General features: G+C 37.1%; 20 protein-coding genes. 12 read left to right on the top strand and 8 right to left on the bottom strand.

Features of this window, described 5'->3' with window-relative positions; genetic code table 11:
- Nucleotides 1–223: 223 nt before the first annotated feature.
- The 6 genes from NST46_RS20000 to NST46_RS20025 all read left to right on the top strand — a co-directional run bounded on the left by NST46_RS20000 (nucleotide 224) and on the right by NST46_RS20025 (nucleotide 6,560).
- Nucleotides 224–1,954 (top strand): ABC transporter ATP-binding protein, encoded by a 1,731-nt coding sequence (locus tag NST46_RS20000; RefSeq protein ID WP_340003186.1) that lies wholly within the window; start codon nucleotides 224–226, stop codon nucleotides 1,952–1,954.
- Complete coding sequence (locus NST46_RS20005) at nucleotides 1,944–3,761, top strand: ABC transporter ATP-binding protein (RefSeq protein WP_341137649.1); 1,818 nt, start codon at nucleotides 1,944–1,946, stop codon at nucleotides 3,759–3,761. Before NST46_RS20000 ends, NST46_RS20005 begins: the two co-directional genes overlap by 11 nt.
- A 137-nt stretch (nucleotides 3,762–3,898) precedes the next feature.
- Nucleotides 3,899–4,624: an alpha/beta hydrolase gene (locus NST46_RS20010; RefSeq protein WP_095309457.1), complete on the top strand. Its 726-nt coding sequence runs from the start codon at nucleotides 3,899–3,901 to the stop codon at nucleotides 4,622–4,624.
- Nucleotides 4,625–4,719: 95 nt separating this feature from the next.
- Nucleotides 4,720–5,238, top strand: a complete 519-nt coding sequence (locus NST46_RS20015; RefSeq protein ID WP_095309459.1) for a YjcG family protein — start codon at nucleotides 4,720–4,722, stop codon at nucleotides 5,236–5,238.
- Entirely contained in the window at nucleotides 5,235–5,657 is a 423-nt protein-coding gene (locus NST46_RS20020; RefSeq protein WP_095309461.1) for a GNAT family N-acetyltransferase, read from the top strand. Before NST46_RS20015 ends, NST46_RS20020 begins: the two co-directional genes overlap by 4 nt.
- A gap of 195 nt (nucleotides 5,658–5,852) precedes the next feature.
- Nucleotides 5,853–6,560 (top strand): DUF421 domain-containing protein, encoded by a 708-nt coding sequence (locus NST46_RS20025; protein ID WP_095309463.1) that lies wholly within the window; start codon nucleotides 5,853–5,855, stop codon nucleotides 6,558–6,560.
- Between the two features lie 43 nt (nucleotides 6,561–6,603).
- On the opposite strand, the gene NST46_RS20030 is transcribed toward NST46_RS20025, so the two are convergent.
- Complete coding sequence (locus NST46_RS20030) at nucleotides 6,604–6,855, bottom strand: hypothetical protein (protein WP_340003184.1); 252 nt, start codon at nucleotides 6,853–6,855, stop codon at nucleotides 6,604–6,606.
- A gap of 234 nt (nucleotides 6,856–7,089) precedes the next feature.
- Here NST46_RS20030 and NST46_RS20035 point away from each other — a divergent pair, with 234 nt between their 5' ends.
- Nucleotides 7,090–7,575: a CotY/CotZ family spore coat protein gene (locus tag NST46_RS20035; protein WP_095309468.1), complete on the top strand. Its 486-nt coding sequence runs from the start codon at nucleotides 7,090–7,092 to the stop codon at nucleotides 7,573–7,575.
- 50 nt (nucleotides 7,576–7,625) lie between these two features.
- On the opposite strand, the gene NST46_RS20040 is transcribed toward NST46_RS20035, so the two are convergent.
- Together NST46_RS20040 and mgtE are read right to left on the bottom strand one after the other, a co-directional pair.
- On the bottom strand, nucleotides 7,626–8,132 hold the full coding sequence (locus NST46_RS20040) for a CotO family spore coat protein (protein ID WP_095309470.1): 507 nt from the start codon (nucleotides 8,130–8,132) through the stop codon (nucleotides 7,626–7,628).
- 128 nt (nucleotides 8,133–8,260) lie between these two features.
- Nucleotides 8,261–9,646, bottom strand: coding sequence for a magnesium transporter (gene mgtE / locus NST46_RS20045; protein ID WP_095309527.1), 1,386 nt, complete (start codon nucleotides 9,644–9,646; stop codon nucleotides 8,261–8,263).
- A 293-nt stretch (nucleotides 9,647–9,939) separates the two neighbouring features.
- Between mgtE and prpE the strand changes: the two genes are divergently transcribed.
- Nucleotides 9,940–10,680, top strand: coding sequence for a bis(5'-nucleosyl)-tetraphosphatase PrpE (prpE, locus tag NST46_RS20050; RefSeq protein ID WP_340003183.1), 741 nt, complete (start codon nucleotides 9,940–9,942; stop codon nucleotides 10,678–10,680).
- A 5-nt stretch (nucleotides 10,681–10,685) separates the two neighbouring features.
- Here prpE and NST46_RS20055 read toward each other — a convergent pair whose 3' ends face one another.
- The 3 genes from NST46_RS20055 to NST46_RS20065 form a co-directional block, all read right to left on the bottom strand.
- Nucleotides 10,686–11,558, bottom strand: coding sequence for an RluA family pseudouridine synthase (locus NST46_RS20055; protein ID WP_118888749.1), 873 nt, complete (start codon nucleotides 11,556–11,558; stop codon nucleotides 10,686–10,688).
- A 15-nt stretch (nucleotides 11,559–11,573) separates the two neighbouring features.
- Entirely contained in the window at nucleotides 11,574–12,383 is an 810-nt protein-coding gene (locus NST46_RS20060; protein ID WP_095309476.1) for an NAD kinase, read from the bottom strand.
- Nucleotides 12,384–12,483: 100 nt separating this feature from the next.
- Nucleotides 12,484–13,092 (bottom strand): GTP pyrophosphokinase, encoded by a 609-nt coding sequence (locus NST46_RS20065; protein ID WP_118888748.1) that lies wholly within the window; start codon nucleotides 13,090–13,092, stop codon nucleotides 12,484–12,486.
- Nucleotides 13,093–13,319: 227 nt separating this feature from the next.
- On the opposite strand from NST46_RS20065, the gene NST46_RS20070 reads away from it, so the two are divergent.
- The 4 genes from NST46_RS20070 (at nucleotide 13,320) to NST46_RS20085 (ending at nucleotide 16,110) form a co-directional block, all read left to right on the top strand.
- A complete protein-coding gene (locus tag NST46_RS20070; RefSeq protein WP_118888747.1) occupies nucleotides 13,320–13,892 on the top strand; it encodes a CYTH domain-containing protein in 573 nt (190 codons plus the stop codon).
- 84 nt (nucleotides 13,893–13,976) lie between these two features.
- A complete protein-coding gene (locus tag NST46_RS20075; protein WP_095309482.1) occupies nucleotides 13,977–14,363 on the top strand; it encodes a globin domain-containing protein in 387 nt (128 codons plus the stop codon).
- 18 nt (nucleotides 14,364–14,381) lie between these two features.
- A complete protein-coding gene (locus NST46_RS20080) occupies nucleotides 14,382–15,275 on the top strand; it encodes a ClpXP adapter SpxH family protein (RefSeq protein ID WP_095309484.1) in 894 nt (297 codons plus the stop codon).
- A 649-nt stretch (nucleotides 15,276–15,924) separates the two neighbouring features.
- Nucleotides 15,925–16,110 (top strand): hypothetical protein, encoded by a 186-nt coding sequence (locus NST46_RS20085; RefSeq protein ID WP_095309486.1) that lies wholly within the window; start codon nucleotides 15,925–15,927, stop codon nucleotides 16,108–16,110.
- Between the two features lie 47 nt (nucleotides 16,111–16,157).
- Here NST46_RS20085 and pepF read toward each other — a convergent pair whose 3' ends face one another.
- Entirely contained in the window at nucleotides 16,158–17,969 is a 1,812-nt protein-coding gene (gene pepF / locus NST46_RS20090; protein ID WP_341137650.1) for an oligoendopeptidase F, read from the bottom strand.
- A gap of 94 nt (nucleotides 17,970–18,063) precedes the next feature.
- Nucleotides 18,064–19,257 (bottom strand): competence protein CoiA, encoded by a 1,194-nt coding sequence (locus tag NST46_RS20095; protein WP_341137651.1) that lies wholly within the window; start codon nucleotides 19,255–19,257, stop codon nucleotides 18,064–18,066.
- Between the last annotated feature and the right edge of the window lie 124 nt (nucleotides 19,258–19,381).

A 19,381-nucleotide genomic window follows, 5' to 3' on the forward strand; every position in this document is an offset into this window, starting at 1 on the left:
TTCTCTAATTTTATCTTCTATCCTTGATTAATCAAGTCAAATATATGAATTGTCGATTAATTTAGCAAACAAACTTATTATCTAGGAACAGGCTTCATTATTTTTAGCATAAAACAACCTTTTCAACATTTCGATACTCGAAATAGAATAGTGGATAAAATCCCCTCCTCACTTTATAATAGTAAGAAAATTGTTTTTATCCGTGATTGTAGGTGGCTCACAATTGAGAAATGTCTTTTCCTTTTTAAAACCATATAAATTCCCTGCTGTCATAGCTTTCATTCTAATGCTGATGGAGCTTGCAGTAGAATTACTTCTGCCGTTATTTTTAGGTTTAATGATTAACCAAGGAGTTGTCAATCAAGATTTAAGTAAAATTGTGATGTGGGGCTCTATTATGATTGGTCTTTCATTTCTATCGTTGGCAGCTGGGATTACGAACTCCTTTCTCTCTTCACACGTTAGTATTGCGTTTGGTTATGATATCCGCCAAAAGCTATTTGAAAAAATTCAGGAGTTCTCATTTGCAAATCTGAACCATTATCCAACATCAAGCCTTGTAACGAGGTTTACAAATGATATTAGACAAATTCAAAACACAATATTTATGGCACTGCGAATTATGGCAAAAGCACCGTTAATTGTAATTGGTGGTGTGTTAATGGCTTTCATCGTAAATGCCAGGCTTGCACTGATTTTCTTAATTACTGTGCCATTACTTGTTATCTTCTTATTATACGTGCTTAAACTGGCTAGCAACATGTTCGCTAATGTACAAGGCTATGTGGATCAAGTAAATCGGGTGATGCAAGAAAACCTTGCAGGAATGCGTCTAATAAAGGCATTTACTCGAAGAGACTTTGAGGAAAATCGCTTTAGGGAAGCAAATGCTGGGCTTGCAGATTCTACGCGCAGAACATTTCGTTTTGTTGAATCGTCGATGCCTGTACTTTTATTTGTTATGAACGTAAGCATCCTTGTTATTCTCTGGTTTGGAAATCAACAAATGATTACTGGAAATGCGAATGTCGGCGAAGTAGTTACAATGGTTAACTACGCCTTACGTGTAGCCATGGCAATTTCCATGTTTTCCTTTATTATCATGGCAATTTCGCGAACCAAAGCTTCCGCAATACGAGTTGATGAAGTTCTATCTCTTCAAGTCGACCTTACTGATCATACAGAAGGAAATAAGCAAATGACTGTGATACGAGGAAAAGTAACGTATCATCAGGTTTCATTCACCTACCCCGGTGCAGCCAAGCCTGCATTAGAAGATATCTCCTTTACGATTAATCCCGGAGAGAAACTCGCTGTCATTGGTTCAACCGGCTCTGGTAAAACATCATTATTCCAGCTTTTGCCACGATTATATGACGTCAACAAAGGAAAAATCCTTGTCGATGATAATGCGATTACTGCATATAGTTTTGACCAAATTCGCGGGAGCGTTGGATATGTTCCGCAAAGTCCCCTGTTATTTTCAGGATCTATTAAAGATAATATAGTATGGGGAAAAAATGCTGCGACGATAGAGGAGATTATTCAAGCTGCTAAAGATGCACAAATTCACGAAACTATTATGGGTCTCCCAAATCAATATGATACAAGAGTCGGGCAAAAAGGTGTTAACCTTTCGGGAGGACAGAAACAACGTATTTCAATTGCACGTGCCTTGATTCGCAAGCCCAAAATATTAATGCTCGATGATAGTACGAGTGCGCTCGATTTAGCAACCGAATCTCAACTGCTTACTGCAATTGAAGCATATAACTGTACTGTATTTATCATCACACAAAAGATTTCTACAGCAAGCACTGCAGATCGCATTATGCTTCTTGATGAAGGAAAAATTCTTGCTATAGGAACACATCAGGAGTTGATACAAGCTTCACACATCTATCGAAATATTGTGACATCCCAATTTGGAAAGGAGTATGAACATGTCCAGTAATCAATTAAAAGCTCCTTTTCAATATGAAAAAATACCGCTAGAAAATATAGCTGTAGATAATAAGAAAAAAGCAAAAAATATGGGGAACACATTAAAACGATTATGGAATTATTTAACTGTAGAAAAAGGAAAGCTGTTTCTTGTCATTCTTATGGTTACACTTAGTTCTGGTCTAAGTCTTCTCGGTCCATTTATGGTTGGGATGGCAATCGATGATTATATCGTAACCGGTCAAGCTGGTGGTCTTGGGATGCTGCTAGTAGGCTTAATGATTGTTTATTTGTTCCACTCGTTATCTATCTTCCTGCAAAATTATTGGATGATTGGCATCGCGCAGAGAACCGTGTATACATTACGGAAGGACCTTTTCAAACAGTTCCACCGGCTACCGATTTCGTACTTTGATAAACGACAGCACGGAGAACTGATGAGTCGCTTAACCAACGATATTGACAACGTGAATAACACGCTCAATCAATCCGTTATTCAGATTTTTGCTAGTGTCTTAACATTGGTTGGAACAATCGCAGTAATGCTCTATTTAAGTCCAATCTTAACAGTTGTAACCATGTCTGTTATTCCAGCGATGTTTTTCTCTATGCGCTGGATTACAAAACGCACGGGTCCATTATATAAATTACAGCAAAATGACCTGGGTGAAGTAAACGGGTACGTGGAAGAAATCGTCTCCGGTCAGCATATTGTCAAAACATACTCACAGGAAGAGAAAGTAATTCGGGAATTCCAAGAACGAAATCATAACCTCCAACGAACTGGATTTTGGGCACTTACGATTGCCGGTTTTATCCCAAAAATCATGAATATGCTCAATTTCCTTAGCTTTGCTTTAATCGCATTAGTTGGCGGAATTCTTGTTGTTGTTTACGACCAACAGCTTGTAACCGTTGGGGTAATTGTAATTTTTACTGAATATGCACGTCAGTTTACACGTCCGCTTAATGAACTATCGAACCAATTTAATGTCCTGTTATCGGCTATCGCTGGTGCTGAACGGGTGTTTCAAGTTATGGACGAAACAAAAGAAGAATCTGATGAAACAAATTCAATTGAAGTGAAAAGAACGAAAGGGAATATTAAATTTGATAACGTTACATTCGGTTATGAGGATACAACTATATTAAAAGGTATTCGTTTTGAAGCAAGGCCTGGTGAGACTGTAGCGGTTGTCGGTCACACTGGAGCAGGTAAAACTACAATTATTAACTTGATTTCACGTTTTTATGATTATCATACCGGGAAAATTACATTAGATGGAATTGATTTAAAATCCATTAAACGAAGCAGTCTACGCAAGCATATGGCATTTGTACTGCAGGATCCCTTTCTCTTCCACGGCAGCGTCCGGGAAAATATTCGATATGGTCGACTTCATGCCACAGATAAAGAAGTTGAAAATGCAGCTGTGGATGCGAATGCCCATGATTTCATTATGAAGCTGTCAAATGGTTATGATACCATCCTCGATCAAGATGGTAGTGGAATTAGCCAAGGTCAAAAGCAATTATTAACGATTGCACGCGCTTTGCTTGCAGCTCCCTCCATCCTGATATTAGACGAAGCGACCAGTAATATTGACACCATTACAGAATTGAAAATTCAAGCTGCATTAAAGCGGCTGATGGTTGGAAGAACAAGCTTTGTAATTGCACATCGATTAAATACAATCCAAGGGGCAGATACAATCATCATGCTTGAGGACGGAAAAATAATAGAGCAAGGCAGCCATGAAGAACTCATCAAACTAAAAGGCAGCTATTACAAGCTTTACAAAGGACAAGTGCAATGATCGCTTGCTATGATATTTCATAACCGAAACCGAATAACTCTAGGCTTCTTTTCATTAGGTGACAGGTGCTACACGTTAGTGATAGACTATGGTTAAATATGTACAGATTGATAAACTGAAAGCATGAGGTGTATATTTTGGGTAGAAAAGGTACAATGCTCGTTAAAGACATTGATAGTCGCTTTCTAAATGAAAAAATGTCTATTCAAATTTATCAGCCAGAATCATTCTCACCCCTCTACAAATATAATATTTGCTTGATGCAGGATGGGAATGATTATTTTCAAATGGGAAGGGTTGCAACACTTAGCGACAAGCTGCATGACAGCTACGAAATTACCAATACTGTATTCGCCGGCATCCATTATCAGGATAAACATGATCGCAGGAAAAAGTATCATCCAAGTGGTGAACAAAATGAAGCCTATACAAAATTTCTGGTTAATGAAGTTGTCCCCTTATTAGATGAACTTATTCCGAGCTATCACATGGGACAGTCAAGAGCGTTGATGGGTGATTCCTTAGCAGGAACACTTGCATTAATGACCGCGATTAAATATCCAAATACATTTGGTAAAGTCGTCATGCAATCTCCGTATGTCGATAATTATGTATTAGATGCTGTAACAAATTCTGGCTCTCTTGACTCCATGGACATTTATCATACAATCGGAGAGTTGGAAACAGAAGTTCATATGACTGATGGCAATAAAGCCGATTTTTTAGAACCAAATCGCAAGCTTAATCAGCTGCTACAAGAAAAAGGATCCACCTATTATTATGATGAGATAGAAAATGGAAAACATACGTGGAAGTATTGGCAACAAGATATGACACGAGTTCTCACGACAATGTTTAATTAATTCTTTTCTTATAGAATTTTTGGTATACTAAAAGATAAACATATTGACAGCACTCATTCATCATAAAATAAACTACAATGCAGGAGGTTTTATTAATGAACTATGGTATTGCAATTTTCCCATCAAAACCAATTCAAGACCAAGCAAATGCATACAGAAAACGTTATGATCCTCATTATGCTTTGATTCCACCGCACATCACGCTTAAAAGGTCTTTTGAAGCGAATGATGATAAATTGGATGAATTGATTACGGAAATGAAACATATTGCTAATGAGACAGATCGATTTACCATTCATATTAATAAAGTCAGTACGTTTTCGCCCGTCACGAATACGATTTATTTTAAGGTTGAACCCGTTCAAGCTTTAATGGATTTACAAGCAAAAATGCATGTAGATAAATTCGAGGATAATAATGAGCATCCATTTGTCCCGCACATTACAATCGCTCAGGACCTCGTACATGATGAATATTCCGATGTTTTCGGCAGATTGAAAATGGAATCTTTTCAGTTTGAAGATACGATTGACCGCTTCCAATTACTGTATCAATTAGATAACGGATCATGGACTGTCTATGAAACATTTGTGTTTGGAAAGGAACAAGTATGAATTTAAAAACAGTAGAAACAAAAGAAGAACTTCAAGATGCATATCATGTTCGGATGGAGGTCTTCGTTGATGAACAAAACGTTCCTCCAGAAGAAGAAATCGATGAATTTGAAAAAATCGCAACACATTTCGTGATGTATGACCAGGATAAGCCTATTGCTGCAAGTCGCCTTCGATTTGTTGATGAATATGGTAAATTAGAACGTATTTGTGTAGTAAAAAATTATCGTGGAAAATCTTGCGGCAAACAACTTATTGATGCAATGGAGAAAGCAATTGCTCAAAAAGGTTATCAAAAGGCAAAATTAAATGCCCAAACGCATGCCGAGGATTTTTACAAGAAATTAGAATATAAAACTGTATCCGGAGAATTTCTGGATGCTGGAATTCCACATATTACCATGGTAAAGGAACTCTAAAACATCTTCGCGCTACAATTGTGTAGCGCGTTTTTTATTGTTTTCTCATTTAGATTTGCACACCTTAAATCTTTATCACCGAAAGCGGCATCTACCTCAAATTCCTTTTCCATTAGCGACCAATTCCATTTTTACATGATATCTCTTTACTTGGATACACTAAACGATAAATGCTTTTAACAGGGGGCAATAATTATGCAAGAATATTTTACGATGTTTTACGAACTTGTTTTCGGCTTTTTTGCTCTATTTATTGCAACGAAGGTATTAGGGAAAACACAAATTTCGCAAATCACAGCATTTGATTTTATATCTGCCTTATTGTTGGGAGAACTTGTCGGTAATGCATTATTCGATCCACATGCTGGTGTTCTGGAAATTGCTTTTGTCGTTACTGTTTATGGTGTATTGATGTATACTACAGAAATTATAACTCAAAAATTCAAACGAACTCGAAGCTTTATTGAAGGTAACCCGTCCATTATTATTTATAATGGAAAATTGATTCGCGATACAATGAAAAAAAACAAACTCGATATTGATCAATTGCAGCATTTACTGCGTGAGAAGGATACATTTTCTGTACGGGAAGTCGAGTTTGCTATTTTAGAAGCAAATGGTTCACTTTCCGTTCTAAAAAAGTCCGACTATCAACCCCCCACAAGAAAGGACATGAAGCTTTCTGCACAGGATGTCGATTTATCAACTACCTTAATTAACGATGGAGAAATTATATACGATAATTTAGAAGAAAAGAACCTAAGTGAAGAATGGTTAATGGAACAATTAATCGAACAAGGTTATAATCAGCTGGAAGATGTATTTTACGCTGAATATATGAAAGATCAAAAACTGCTTGTGCTCCCTTTTCTTAATCGAAATCATCAAAAGTGGGAACCATAAACCTCCTTACAGTAAGAAAACGCTACAATAAGGTAGCGTTTTCTTATACATAGTCATTAATGTGCATGCCCTTTCCAGTTAACTCTCCAGCTATATCCTCGTCTGCTCCTCGAGTATCATATAGACGCTTGCTTCCCCTATTAATTGCATCATATTTGGTTGAAATTTCCTGATGCTCCTTTTCGAGAATTACCTTAAAAGGACTTTCAATAAAATGCTTATTCCCCTTTTCCTGAATGGTTCGTCTCTGATAATCATTATACTGAAAGTGCGTTACTGGTAAAATATAACTCATTCCCCCACCCCTTATCAGACTATTTTAAATATATATACGTTAAAAATATGTTATTATTGTCGGTCCTTTAAATTCTTTTTATATGTATTACCCTTTTTTTATAAACGTAAACCTCTTTATTTATTTTTTCACTTTATCGTTCATCAGTAAAAACCCGGTTAAATGCCCACACAATCCAATTAAAGACACATATCCTATAAAGGAAAGTAATTACATTTGAGAGGAGCTATTTTCATGGGATGTGGGAAAAATTTTGAATCAGGTAATTGTGTTGTAGATATCCTTAAAGACATTGTGGACGCACAAAATGATATCGTAGAAAATTGCTGTGACACTAGCTGTGATGAATCGATTAGCGATCTACTGGGTGAGAACGAACCTAGTAATGGTTTAGATACAGTACCGATTATTTTATACTGCAAGGATGGCTGTAAACCATTTAAAGGATTTGGTGCTCTAAAAGAGAGAAGAAATAAAATCGGACCAATTCTTGCTAGCTTTATTTTCAGAGTGAAAAAAATAGACAATGATCATTGTGCTGTTCTTGAACTGCTGCTAAGAGAAGGTGAAAACACCGGATGTGAGCATTTAAAATGTCCTACGGATCAAAGTACAGATAAATTGCGTGCCACAGGTATTTGTATCACCGTTGACTTAGATTGCTTCTGCCATGTAACTTGTCTACCAGCAATTGATGCATTCAGCAGGGACTTTGATTAATACTAAAAAAACACCATTTAGAGGGATTTCCCACTAAATGGTGTTTTTCTCTAAAATCCAAGTAGTTGTACTTCAGTAATTTCATCGATAGCAATTTGTATTGGCGCAGAACGATTTCCAGTTTTGAAAACGACTTCTTCTTCATTCTTTCCAAGTACAATACCGCGATATGTTTTTTCCTTTGTTTTAATTTCGCACCTAACCTGTGGGGCAAATTTGGGTCGTGTAAGAAAATAATCAATTCGCTCTTGAGTATTCATTTCCTTAAATTGTTTACGCCGCTCTCTAGGTGATGAAAATTCAATTTCTTGTTGCTCCTCACTATCTTGAACATTTGCTTCTGTTGTCTCTTCTAATTCTTCCGTAGTTTCCTCTTGTAAGAATGCATGATGTCTTCGATTAACTCTTTTTGGAGAATGGATTACTTCCGGACTGCTTTGATTTTGTTTTGTTTTCCTTTCACTCATATAACTGTGCTGCATTGGTGCCTTTGTCGTTCCAATAGTGGGTTGATGGATGTATAGTAATGGCTCATTCGCAAACTTTTTTTTACTCATGTATTTATCTCCCCTTCTTTTTTCCTCACCCCATTATATGAACCCAATAAATGAAATGTGTTGCCCAGCCAAACAGGGTAGTAAATAAAAAAACAACCTCTCCCAACCGGAAGAAGTTATTTTAGTAACTATATTAAGTAGCTCATAAACGTCGTGGCCATTCCAAAGTAAATTAGAATAGAAATAATATCATTAATTGTTGTAATAAATGGACCCGAAGCTACTGCTGGGTCAATATTAAATTTATGCATAATCATTGGTATCAAGGAACCCGCAAGTGTTGCAACAAGTAATGAAGCTAAAATTGAAACACCAACTAACAAACCTAAGTAAAGATTACCTTGCCATAGATAAATAACGATTGTTATAAGAATACCACATACAGTCCCTGTAATTAATCCAGTAACGGCCTCACGTAAAATTAATTTCATCTTACCTTCTTTATCGTAATCACCAGTAGCGATACCACGCACCGCTACGGCTAGTGCTTGTGTTCCTGTGTTACCAGCCATCCCAGCAATTAACGGTATAAAGATCGCTAGCACTGCCACCTCATTTAATGTTTCCTCGAACCTGCCAATTAAGCTAGCTGTAAAAAGTCCTAAAAACAATAGAATGACAAGCCACGGCAAGCGTCGTTTAGCTGAGGTCAATGCTGTGTCATCCCGTTTATCCGTATCGGACATCGCAGCAAGTCGAGAATAGTCCTCACTTGCTTCTTCTTCCATAACGTCCAAAATATCATCGACCGTAATAATACCTAATAAATGATACTGAAAGTCAACAACTGGCAGCGCAAGAAAATCATAGTCTCGAAACATTAGTGCTACCTCTTCCTGATCTTTCGCAACAGAAACTGCCACAACACTCCCACTCATTATTTCCTCTATTCGTGTATCCTCATCTGCGACAATCAAATCTCGAATTGAAAGAACACCTACTAAGCGTTTGGAATCATCAAGGACGAATAAATAGTAAATCGTTTCTGCATCTGGAGCTTCCTTTTTCAAAAGCTGCATCGTTTCTTTTACCGTCTCATTTTGGTAGATGGCGACATATTCTGTCGTCATAATACTACCGGCAGTTTTTTCCTCATAATGCAGCAATTGTTTTATTTCTTCCGCTGCTTCCTTTTCCATAATCGTTAAAAAACTAGCAACTTCTTCTTTGTCTAATTCATTCAACACATCCACTGCATCATCTGCAGGCATTTTCGAAAATACCATTGCAGCATAGCGAGGATCCATCTCAATAAAAAGGGCTGTTACATCTTCAAGCTCTATATTAATCATTACTTCTGCAATTTCTTCAGGAGATAAATAGGAATAAATGTTCATTCGGTTCGTTTTATCTTGCTCCTGGAAAAACATTGCTTGATCATATGGATGCATATCAAGAAATTTCGTACGAAAACCTTCTATCTGTTCATCTAGCAGGAGGCTTTGCACTTCTTGAAATCGTTCTCTCACTTTTTCCTCATATCGTTCCTCGTGTCTATCCGGTTTCGTGCTCATCTTACCACTTCCTTTCCCAAACGAAGCAACAATCATTCTTATATTAATTCCCTAGATGGAGATAAATAAAACAATGCCGCTTCTTTTGTATTCAAAATAAAACCAATATAATGTACACTGGATACCATTACACTTTTAAAGGTTGTTCAAAAAGTCCGGTAAAAATGGCACATTGAATTTCTTCGTTTACTTGCTTTTAGAACACGCACTTTTATAAAAATCTTTGAACGTACTTCGTTAGTATATGAAGCCAGCCTGAAATAATCTTACCTTTTTTGAATGGAGTGTTTTCCTTGAAAATTGATATTATCGGCGATATACATGGCTGTATCGATGAACTGCATAAGCTTTTTAATACATTAGACTATGAATATAAAGGAGATATTTATGTTCATCCGCATAAACGAACCCCAGTATTTCTAGGAGATATTACCGATCGCGGGCCTAACTCTATAGCCGTTATCAAACTTGTTTATCAAATGGTTGTAAAACATAAAAAAGCACTTTATGTTCCAGGTAATCATTGCAATAAATTGTATCGTTATTTCCTAGGCAATAATGTTCAACGAAAACACGGTTTAGAAACGACAGTGGCTGAATATGAATCCATGCCAACAAGAGAACAGAAATTGGTCCAAAGGCAATTTCTTACGTTGTATGAGCAAGCTCCTCTTTATTTACAGCTACCGGAACTAAACGTTATCATCGCCCATGCAGGGATTAAAGAAAGTCTGATTGGTCGTACAGATAAAAAAGTAAAAACCTTCGTACTCTATGGCGATATTAGCGGAGAGTTTGACAGTAGTGGACGACCGATTCGAAGAGATTGGGCAAAAGACTATCACGGAAATAATTGGATTGTTTACGGACATACACCCGTGAAGAATCCACGAATCCAGAATAAAACAATCAATATTGACACTGGATGTGTATTTGGCAACCGATTAACAGCATTTCGCCTACCTGAAGAAAAAATAATCTCTGTTCCATCCCGACAACCATTATTAGAAGATAAATTCACTGATTTCACATAAGGTTGTTAATTCAATAGTTTTTGCAGATCTTCTGGAAGCTTCGATTGAACCTTTATATTCTCTCTTGTTATTGGGTGTTCGAAGGATAGCTCATTACAATGCAATGCTTGTCTATTGAGGATTTGTAATGAGCCACCATACAAATCATCTCCCACTAACGGATGACCACAGTGGGAGAAATGGACACGAATTTGATGTGTTCGTCCCGTCTCCAGCTCAATTTCAACCATGGTTCTGTTCTCAATTTCAGAGCGCTTTTTATAGTGTGTAATGGCTGGTTTCCCACTTTCATGAATAGTACGTTCTATTATAGAATCAGGTTTACGCGCAATCGGAGCATCAATAGTTCCTTTCTCCGCCTCTAAAATCCCTTCCACAAACGCGATATATGTACGTTTTACTTTATTCGATTGCTGCGCTTTTGCCAGCAATGAGTGGCTATATCTATCCTTGGCAACAAGCACAAGACCAGAAGTATCGCGATCCAACCGTGTCACAACATGTAAAGTAAACATACGGTTATTTCTCCTGTAATATCCAATTAGCCCATTTGCCATCGTACCTGACGGATGGTTTTTAGACGGCATCGTTGCCATTCCAGCCGGTTTATCAATAACGATTACAGCTTGGTCTTCGTAGGCTATATTTAAATTGATATTTTCAGGTTGAAGATTATCGCTTACCTTTTCAGCTGGAAAATGAATTTCTAGCACATCCCCTTCCGCCAGAACATAGCGAACTGTTCTCTCCAAGTCATTTACAAGGAGCTTCCCCTCTTGCTTTATCGCAATAATAATTCTCCTTGAAAAACCATGGATACCTTGCAAATACTCACGAATAGTTAATCCTGCGTATTTTTTTTCAATTACCCAATTCATTTTATAAAATCCTCACTATCTATTATCATCATCCGCCACAAAGGAATCCCGTACCCTATTCCAAAACGGAAATTGTTTAAAACGCGCAAAACGGATTCTTTCATTCGCCACACGGCATTGAATTGATTTCACATTCGTGTATGTTTTTATAAAATGATCGATTTGAATTAAAAAACTGCTGTCCCTCATTGGTTTTAAGAAGCACGTATGATGCTTTGGCAACACCAACGGCGAACCGATTGTACGAAACACGCGGTTATTTATTGATGCATTTTCTGTTATTTGTATCGCTTCAAGTGACGGATGTAAAATTGCTCCGCCAAGCGCTTTATTATACGCAGTACTTCCAGAAGGAGTAGAAATACAAATCCCATCCCCGCGGAATGTTTCAAAATGCTCTCCCTTGATCTCCACATCAAAAACGACTGAAGAACCGTCAGCAGTTTTAATCATTGCTTCATTAAGTGCCAAAAAACGATCTTCCTTTTCCCCTGTTTTCCCACGAATAATTACTTCTAGCAATGGATATTCTACTGTTTGAAACGGTGTTTTGGCAATTTCAATAATTAGCTTTTCCACTTCAGACGGAACCCAATCCGTGTAAAATCCTAAATGCCCTGTATGGAGACCAATAAACGCAGTTGTTTCAAGCCGATGATTATATCGATGGAATGCCTCCAGAAAAGTACCGTCTCCCCCAACCGATATAACGAGATCTGGCTCGACTTTATCATATTCTAAATCAAATTCTGACAAATATTGTTTCATCGTTGCTTTAATCTTATTAGAACGCTCATCACCTTTTGAAACAATTTTAAACTTCATCCACTCTCTCCCCTTATTACTTATATTACAGTCCCTTTCATAAACGTTCGAGGCGCAGTAGTTTGCACGTTGCTAACTGGTCGCCCCGAGTCTTTACACTTTACTTACGGTGGAATATTCGTTGCGCTTCCTGAATTTCGCTTTTTATCTTCGACATTTCTTCATCTAATTTAAATGCTGCTTCTGCTGCTCTTTGTAGCCTTGACTCTACCTCTTCTGGTAATTTGCCTTCATATTTATAATTTAAGGAATGCTCATTTGTTGCCCAAAAGTTCATGGCGAGCGTCCTAATTTGAATTTCTGCTAGGTGCAGCTTCGTGCCATGGATTGTCTCAACCGGATATTCAATAATCATATGATACGAGCGGTAGCCACTTGTTTTCTTATTCGCAATATAATCCTTCTCTTCAACTATCGTAAAATCAGTCCTCGTATGAAGCATATCTACAATTGTATAAATATCATCAACAAATTGACAAACAACACGAACACCAGCAATATCTTGGATTTCGGTATCAATTTCATCTAGTGAAACTCCGCGTATTTCTGCTTTTTCCATAATACTATGTACCGGTTTTACCCGACCAGTTACAAATTCTATTGGAGAATGGCTTGATTCGAGTTCAAATTGTGCGCGCATTCCTCTTAATTTTACTTTTAGCTCTTCAACAATTTGCTTATATGGAGCAAGGATTACTTCCCATTTCATTGTTATCACCCTTACCGTTCATCTCAGGTTCATAACAGCCTTCAACATATAAAAAAGCATCTCGAATTGCCAGCTTGACAATAAAGTATTACCTTGTCAATGTTTGAATAACTATTATGAATCAACCCTATTTTAACACATCAGACGAAAATGGCTAATCTTTGCATACATGCTCATCTTTCGCCATAATTAATAATAACCTATTTTCAAGTTGGGGGACATAGATTATGACACAAGAAATAGAAATTGAATTTAAAAACTTATTAGAAAAGGAGGAGTATGATCAATTACTAAATAGCATCCCTTTTCCATCAGAAGGAAAACTGCAAATAAACCATTACTTTGAGACAAAGGAATTCTCGCTTAAAGAATTAGGATGCGCTATACGAATAAGGGAAAAAGATGGGAAATATACATTAACTCTAAAAGAACCGCACCCTGATGGTTTACTTGAGACTCATGACTTACTCACCGAACAAGAAGCATTAAATTGGATGAATGGAACAATTATCCCGAAAGTCAATACATCAAAACAACTACTGAAGAAAAACATACAACCTGAAAAGCTAACCTATTATGGCAGTCTTTCCACATTGAGGCGAGAAGTCCCATATCAAGATGTATTGCTTGTACTTGATTACAGCACGTACAACCATAAAACAGATTATGAATTAGAGCTAGAGGCGCCTACAAAGGCAGATGGATTACGTATATTTCATCAATTGCTCGAAGAAAATAAGATAGAGCAACGCATAACACCAAATAAAATCGAACGGTTTTTCCACTCGTTGGAAAAATAGGTAATACAATCTAGTCAAAATCAGATTTGTTGCTCATTTCGGCATCCGTTGCTACAATATATACAAACATCCAAGGAGATAATTATGGAACAGATTGTACATGGTACTATTTATGAGGCCATTGGCGGATTCGATACAATAGACAAACTAGTTAATGCCTTTTATAAGCGAGTAGGAAAGCATCCAAAACTTATACCAATTTTTCCAGAAGACCTAACAGAAACTGCAAGAAAGCAGAGTCTTTTTTTAACACAATTTTTCGGAGGTCCGAGGAATTACGAAGCAGAACGCGGCCATCCAATGATGCGAAGACGTCACTTACCATTTGAAATAACTCCTTCCAGACGAGATGCTTGGCTAGATTGTATGGCAGAAGCGTTAGATGAAATAGAAATCGAGGAACCATACCGCACGGCTATATTTGAGAAATTGACCCTGACTGCAAACCACATGATGAACACGCCTGAATAAGAGAAAGGAGAATTCGATGTGAGTTGGAACCAAACTGAGCTTACAAGCTCAAATCACACAAACACATCGGCCAACTATAGCTATGTTGATATTGTACAAAAACCGATAGAAATTTTTGTATTTATTGATCCGCTGTGTGCGGAATGCTGGTCCCTAGAACCTTATCTAAAAAAATTGTCCGTTGAATATGGACGTTTTTTCACCATACGTCAAATTGTAAGTGGCCAACTAAGAGCACTGAATACCGATTCATTTGATAAACCAAGAAAGTTAAAAGATATGTGGGAAAGAACAGCAAAACGTACTGGTATGAGCTGTGATGGAGATTTATGGATTGAAAACCCAGTTTCTTATCCTTGGATTGCATCACTTGCAATAAAAGCGGCAGAGCTTCAAGGTAAAAAAGCAGGAATGGTGTTTCTGCGAAAACTGCAAGAGAATCTTTTCTTAAAGAAGCAGAACATATCAGATGGAGACGTACTCCTTCAATGTGCGAAAGAAGCTAAGTTAGACGTTGAAGAATTTGAGAGAGATCTGTTCTCTGGCTCCGCAAAAAAAGCATACCAATGTGATTTGAAGTTAACACGTGAAATGGAAGTAGATTATATTCCAACAATTGTATTCTTTAATCAAGTTGTTGAAGAGGAAGGTATTAAAATTTCCGGTCTTTATCCATATGAAATTTATGAGCTTGTATTAAAAGAAATGCTGCAACGAACACCCATACCTTCCGTAAAGCCACCTCTAGAAACTTTCTTAGAATATTATGAGGTTGTAGGTACGAAGGAAATTTCGGTTGTTTACGATTGGTCACTTGCCAAAACAGAAAAAGAAATGAAAAAACTACAATTTCAGCAAGTTGTCGAAAAAATCCCAGCAAAATATGGGTCCTTTTGGAAATATATTTTTTAGTTTTTCAGCCTTACACAGAGGCTTTTTTTTTGCCATTAAACTATAGGAATAAATGCACTACAATTTATCGTATTTCGCAGTAGGCTTCAGAATAAATTTATGGTCGTTTACTAGAAAAATTAAATAAAGACAAAAGAACAAAAGCGGAAGCGCCCGGTTAGCGACGTACGGACTGGACTGAGCCGTAGGAGATAAAGGAAACACGACGACCGCAGGGAGTCGATGTTGACTTTCACCACAAGGGTATAAGTGCGACTAGGCCTCTGGCACAGCCAGTCGGCAAGTCTTCTTTATCGTACGGAGGTGAGGGAAGTCTCGCTAGGCGCTGGAGCTGGACGTAGCCGTTTAGGTAACTAAGTTATCCACAGCATTCAAATTTTATAGTTTCCTATGCAAAAAAATAAAGGATATACGGGGCAGCGTATATCCTTATTCCTACTTTGTATTTATACAAAGGGGGATGGGAGAAAGTTTCATGATCAAACAAAAGGGGTATTTGTTTGTACTTAACTTACAATCTTATAATAACAAGAAGTAATTTGATTTTCAACCTATATGTGCACATATTCACAAAATGTTCACTTCTATACGAGCACTTCTAATCATATAGTGTAATGAGCCGATTGATGATGTCACTGGAGGGATTGAGATGCGAAGAATTTATCGGTTTTATCCTATTTTATTTATCACTTTAACTGTTTTTGCCTTTTTCTTAAATTTATTGGGCTTAATGAAGCTCATTCCACTTTTTATCACATTGCCATTATTTTTCTTATCCATCTACGTAACGCTTCATTCCTTAACCCAGCGAAATGTATATCGGCGGTTTAGGTAAAGGGGAATCAGCGATTTGCTGATTCCCCTTTCTTATTTGTGCACGCTTTATCCTAATAACATGCGTTCCATTTCATTCAATTTTTCCTCAAACACATCAAGTGCATCTAAAATCGGTTGTTTTGAAGTCATATCAACCCCAGCTTTTTTCAACACTTCGATTGGATAATCACTACTTCCAGCTTTCAGGAAATCAAGATAACGATCAACTGCACCTTCTTTTCTTTCTAATATGTTATTTGCAAGTGCCGTCGCAGCAGAATATCCTGTTGCATACTGGTATACATAATAGTTGTAATAGAAATGTGGAATTCTTGCCCATTCCAGTCCGATTGCTTCATCAGAAACAACTGCTTCTCCATAATATTTTTTGTTTAGATCATAATAGATTTCGGTTAGCTTATCCGCAGTAAGTGCTTCTCCGTCTTTTGCTCTTACATGGATCTCATGCTCGAATTCAGCGAACATCGTTTGACGGAATACCGTTCCGCGGAAGCCTTCTAAGAAATGATTTAAAATATATAGCTTTTGTTTTTCATCTTCTAAATTATTTAATAAATAATCATTTAACAATGCTTCATTTGTCGTAGATGCAACCTCAGCTACAAAAATGGAGTAATCTCCATAGCGGAAAGGCTGGGTTTTTCTTGTATAGTAGCTATGAACAGAATGACCTAGCTCATGTGCTAATGTAAACGTATTGTTCACATCATCTTGCCAGTTCATCAATATATATGGATTTGTCGCATATGATCCAGAAGAATATGCTCCGCTTCGTTTTCCTTTATTCTCTTCTACATCGATCCAGCGATTTTCAAAAGCTTCTTTTAGAATTTCTCCATATTCACTCCCGAGTGGAGATAACCCTTTAAACATAAAATCTTTAGCCTCTTCATAGGAAACCTTCATTTCAACTTCTTTGACCAAAGGTGTGTACAAATCGTACATATGCAATTCATCAAGCTTTAATACTTTTTTACGAAGCTCTGTATAACGGTGCAATAATGGAAGCTTTTCATTAACAGCCTCGACTAAATTATCATAAACTTGTTCAGGTATATTATTGTTATCCAGTGCAGCCTGTCTTGCAGATTCATAATTTCGAACTTTGGCAGAGAAATTATGGGTTTTCACTGCTCCACTAAGTGTTGAAGCAAATGTATTTTTAAAATTACCATACGTGTCATATACCTTAGTGAACGCATCTTCTCGAACACGACGATCCTTTGATTCTAAAAATGTAGAGTATCTTCCATGTGTAAGATCAACCTCCTCCCCATTCTCGTTGATAATTGAAGGAAAGGTTAAATCAGCGTTATTAAGCATACCAAATGTCTGCGAAGAGCTTGATAAAGGCTCGGATGCTTCGGCAAGCAACGCCTCTTCTTTCTCGCTTAATGCGTGTGGACGCCCGCGGTTAATTTCATCCAATACTTTTTTATAAAAATTTAGTTCTTCTTTTTCTTCAAGAAACTGCTTAATTTTAGCCTCATCCATTTGAAGCACTTCTGGAACAATATAACTCATTACACTTGAAGCTTGAGTTAGCACCATATCCGCTTGAGCATTTAAGCCTTGATAAAAGGAATTGGTTGTATCCTGATCATATCGCATATGCGAATATGTATATAATTTTCCAAGGCGCTCAAAAAGTTCATCCTGTAGTTTCAACAAATCATATAAGGCATCTGGAGACTCTGATAATTTCCCTTTATATGCTTCTGCTTTTGGAATATCATTTTGCAATTTTTTTAATTCTTCCTGCCACAATTCATCAGTGGCAAAGATATCCTCTAATCTCCATGTAGATTCAACTGGTATGTCACTGCGTTTTGGTAATTCCTTTGTCGTTTTTGCCATGAATAAATTCCTCCCTTATTCTTTCTTTACTATTTCTAGATTTCCTAGATAAAATCCTTCCATCTATACTTTAGTATAACGAACTATTCCCAATTCATGCTCGTATTATGTTTGATTTTTGCCTAAATAATTCCTTTACAAGCTGCTCGTCTCCTTGCACTGCTTGCTCAATATGATGATAAAAGGAAATTGGCTGGCGTTTTTTATACATACCGCTAGAGACTTTCTCAATCACTTGAAGCTGCTCGAGCAAGCTAAGGTACTCTTGAACTGGATTACTTTGCGAAGGGATTAATGGAAACTGTTTTGATTTGTATAGCTGCCGGAAGAAAAGACCTTGACATTCAGCATTAGAAAAAACACCTTCAACGGGAAGTGGATCAATAATCTCCAGGCAGACTTTACTCTGCCAATTCCATAGCGGGATTTTCATTCGATATTGCGAGGTTATTGGGAGATGGACAATTGATGGGAGGTTTTCAAGATGCAGTCCTTTGGAGTAGAGCCATCTACGCCAATTCAATTCACTTCCATAAGGTTTTATTCCTTGCGTCTGACGAAATTTAAACTTTTCTTTCTGCCATAAATATTGTAGTTCTGCATTTGTAAAAAATTCAAATTGAAACAGGTCTGAAAATTTATGTTTATTTAGTGGTGAAATACGGATTTTACCAATGGCTTGTGTGCTTTTGGTAATGAAAATATCTTGTAAGATTGCAAGTTGAGAGGTGTATGGGCAAAAGTAGTATAGGACAGGTGGCAATCGTGGGTTATATTGGTGCAGTAATTGTTTCGTAAACTGATCAATTCGAAAGCTATTCGCTTGATAACGTGTAAACAGGGTCGCTCCGGCAATCCATATTGGAATAATGCCACTTGATCGATATCCATGAGTACGTTTCCTTATTATTTCTCCTGAAATTCTAGCACATTGATACTCAATAGCAATTCGTCTGTTGTTCCATGTTATGAATATATCGGGACGTTGTTGAATTTCAGGAAGATATACTTCTAATTCCACCTTCATATCGTGGCGTTTCAACCATTGATATAGCAATAGTTTTCCTTGTTCATGATACATCCCCTCTCCACCTTCATAGGACGGACAATCTACAGTAGATTTATGAGCAAAATGAGCAATTATTTTAACACCAACCTTCATAATTACTTGTTTACCACAAACAGGACAATAAAATAGTACGCCAGTGTTTTTCAATGCCAGTATGCTTTCTCGATTCATGGATGCAAGCGTGACGGATCTACCATCGGCTGTTTTAGCTTGCAGCATTACATCACCTCCATCGAACTATATATTCGACAGTGAATGACAAAATCCTGCTTCTATTGGGATATAATTAAAGGTCTCTCCAATTTATATTTACGTTTTTTTAAAATCAGCTTTAAAAAAACGA

It is taken from the genome of Oceanobacillus sp. FSL W7-1309 (genome assembly GCF_038002145.1).
Taxonomy (GTDB): domain Bacteria; phylum Bacillota; class Bacilli; order Bacillales; family Amphibacillaceae; genus Oceanobacillus; species Oceanobacillus profundus.

What these genes read in the sequence shown, in the direction of transcription:
- NST46_RS20005 (WP_341137649.1), top strand. Translation starts at nt 1,944, where the DNA reads ATGTCCAGTAATCAATTAAAAGCTCCTTTTCAATATGAAAAAATACCG.
- NST46_RS20015 (WP_095309459.1), top strand. Translation starts at nt 4,720, where the DNA reads ATGAACTATGGTATTGCAATTTTCCCATCAAAACCAATTCAAGACCAA.
- NST46_RS20020 (WP_095309461.1), top strand. Translation starts at nt 5,235, where the DNA reads ATGAATTTAAAAACAGTAGAAACAAAAGAAGAACTTCAAGATGCATAT.
- NST46_RS20025 (WP_095309463.1), top strand. Translation starts at nt 5,853, where the DNA reads ATGCAAGAATATTTTACGATGTTTTACGAACTTGTTTTCGGCTTTTTT.
- NST46_RS20030 (WP_340003184.1), bottom strand. Translation starts at nt 6,855, where the DNA reads ATGAGTTATATTTTACCAGTAACGCACTTTCAGTATAATGATTATCAG.
- NST46_RS20035 (WP_095309468.1), top strand. Translation starts at nt 7,090, where the DNA reads ATGGGATGTGGGAAAAATTTTGAATCAGGTAATTGTGTTGTAGATATC.
- NST46_RS20040 (WP_095309470.1), bottom strand. Translation starts at nt 8,132, where the DNA reads ATGAGTAAAAAAAAGTTTGCGAATGAGCCATTACTATACATCCATCAA.
- mgtE (WP_095309527.1), bottom strand. Translation starts at nt 9,646, where the DNA reads ATGAGCACGAAACCGGATAGACACGAGGAACGATATGAGGAAAAAGTG.
- NST46_RS20055 (WP_118888749.1), bottom strand. Translation starts at nt 11,558, where the DNA reads ATGAATTGGGTAATTGAAAAAAAATACGCAGGATTAACTATTCGTGAG.
- NST46_RS20060 (WP_095309476.1), bottom strand. Translation starts at nt 12,383, where the DNA reads ATGAAGTTTAAAATTGTTTCAAAAGGTGATGAGCGTTCTAATAAGATT.
- NST46_RS20065 (WP_118888748.1), bottom strand. Translation starts at nt 13,092, where the DNA reads ATGAAATGGGAAGTAATCCTTGCTCCATATAAGCAAATTGTTGAAGAG.
- NST46_RS20070 (WP_118888747.1), top strand. Translation starts at nt 13,320, where the DNA reads ATGACACAAGAAATAGAAATTGAATTTAAAAACTTATTAGAAAAGGAG.
- NST46_RS20075 (WP_095309482.1), top strand. Translation starts at nt 13,977, where the DNA reads ATGGAACAGATTGTACATGGTACTATTTATGAGGCCATTGGCGGATTC.
- NST46_RS20085 (WP_095309486.1), top strand. Translation starts at nt 15,925, where the DNA reads ATGCGAAGAATTTATCGGTTTTATCCTATTTTATTTATCACTTTAACT.
- pepF (WP_341137650.1), bottom strand. Translation starts at nt 17,969, where the DNA reads ATGGCAAAAACGACAAAGGAATTACCAAAACGCAGTGACATACCAGTT.
- NST46_RS20095 (WP_341137651.1), bottom strand. Translation starts at nt 19,257, where the DNA reads ATGCTGCAAGCTAAAACAGCCGATGGTAGATCCGTCACGCTTGCATCC.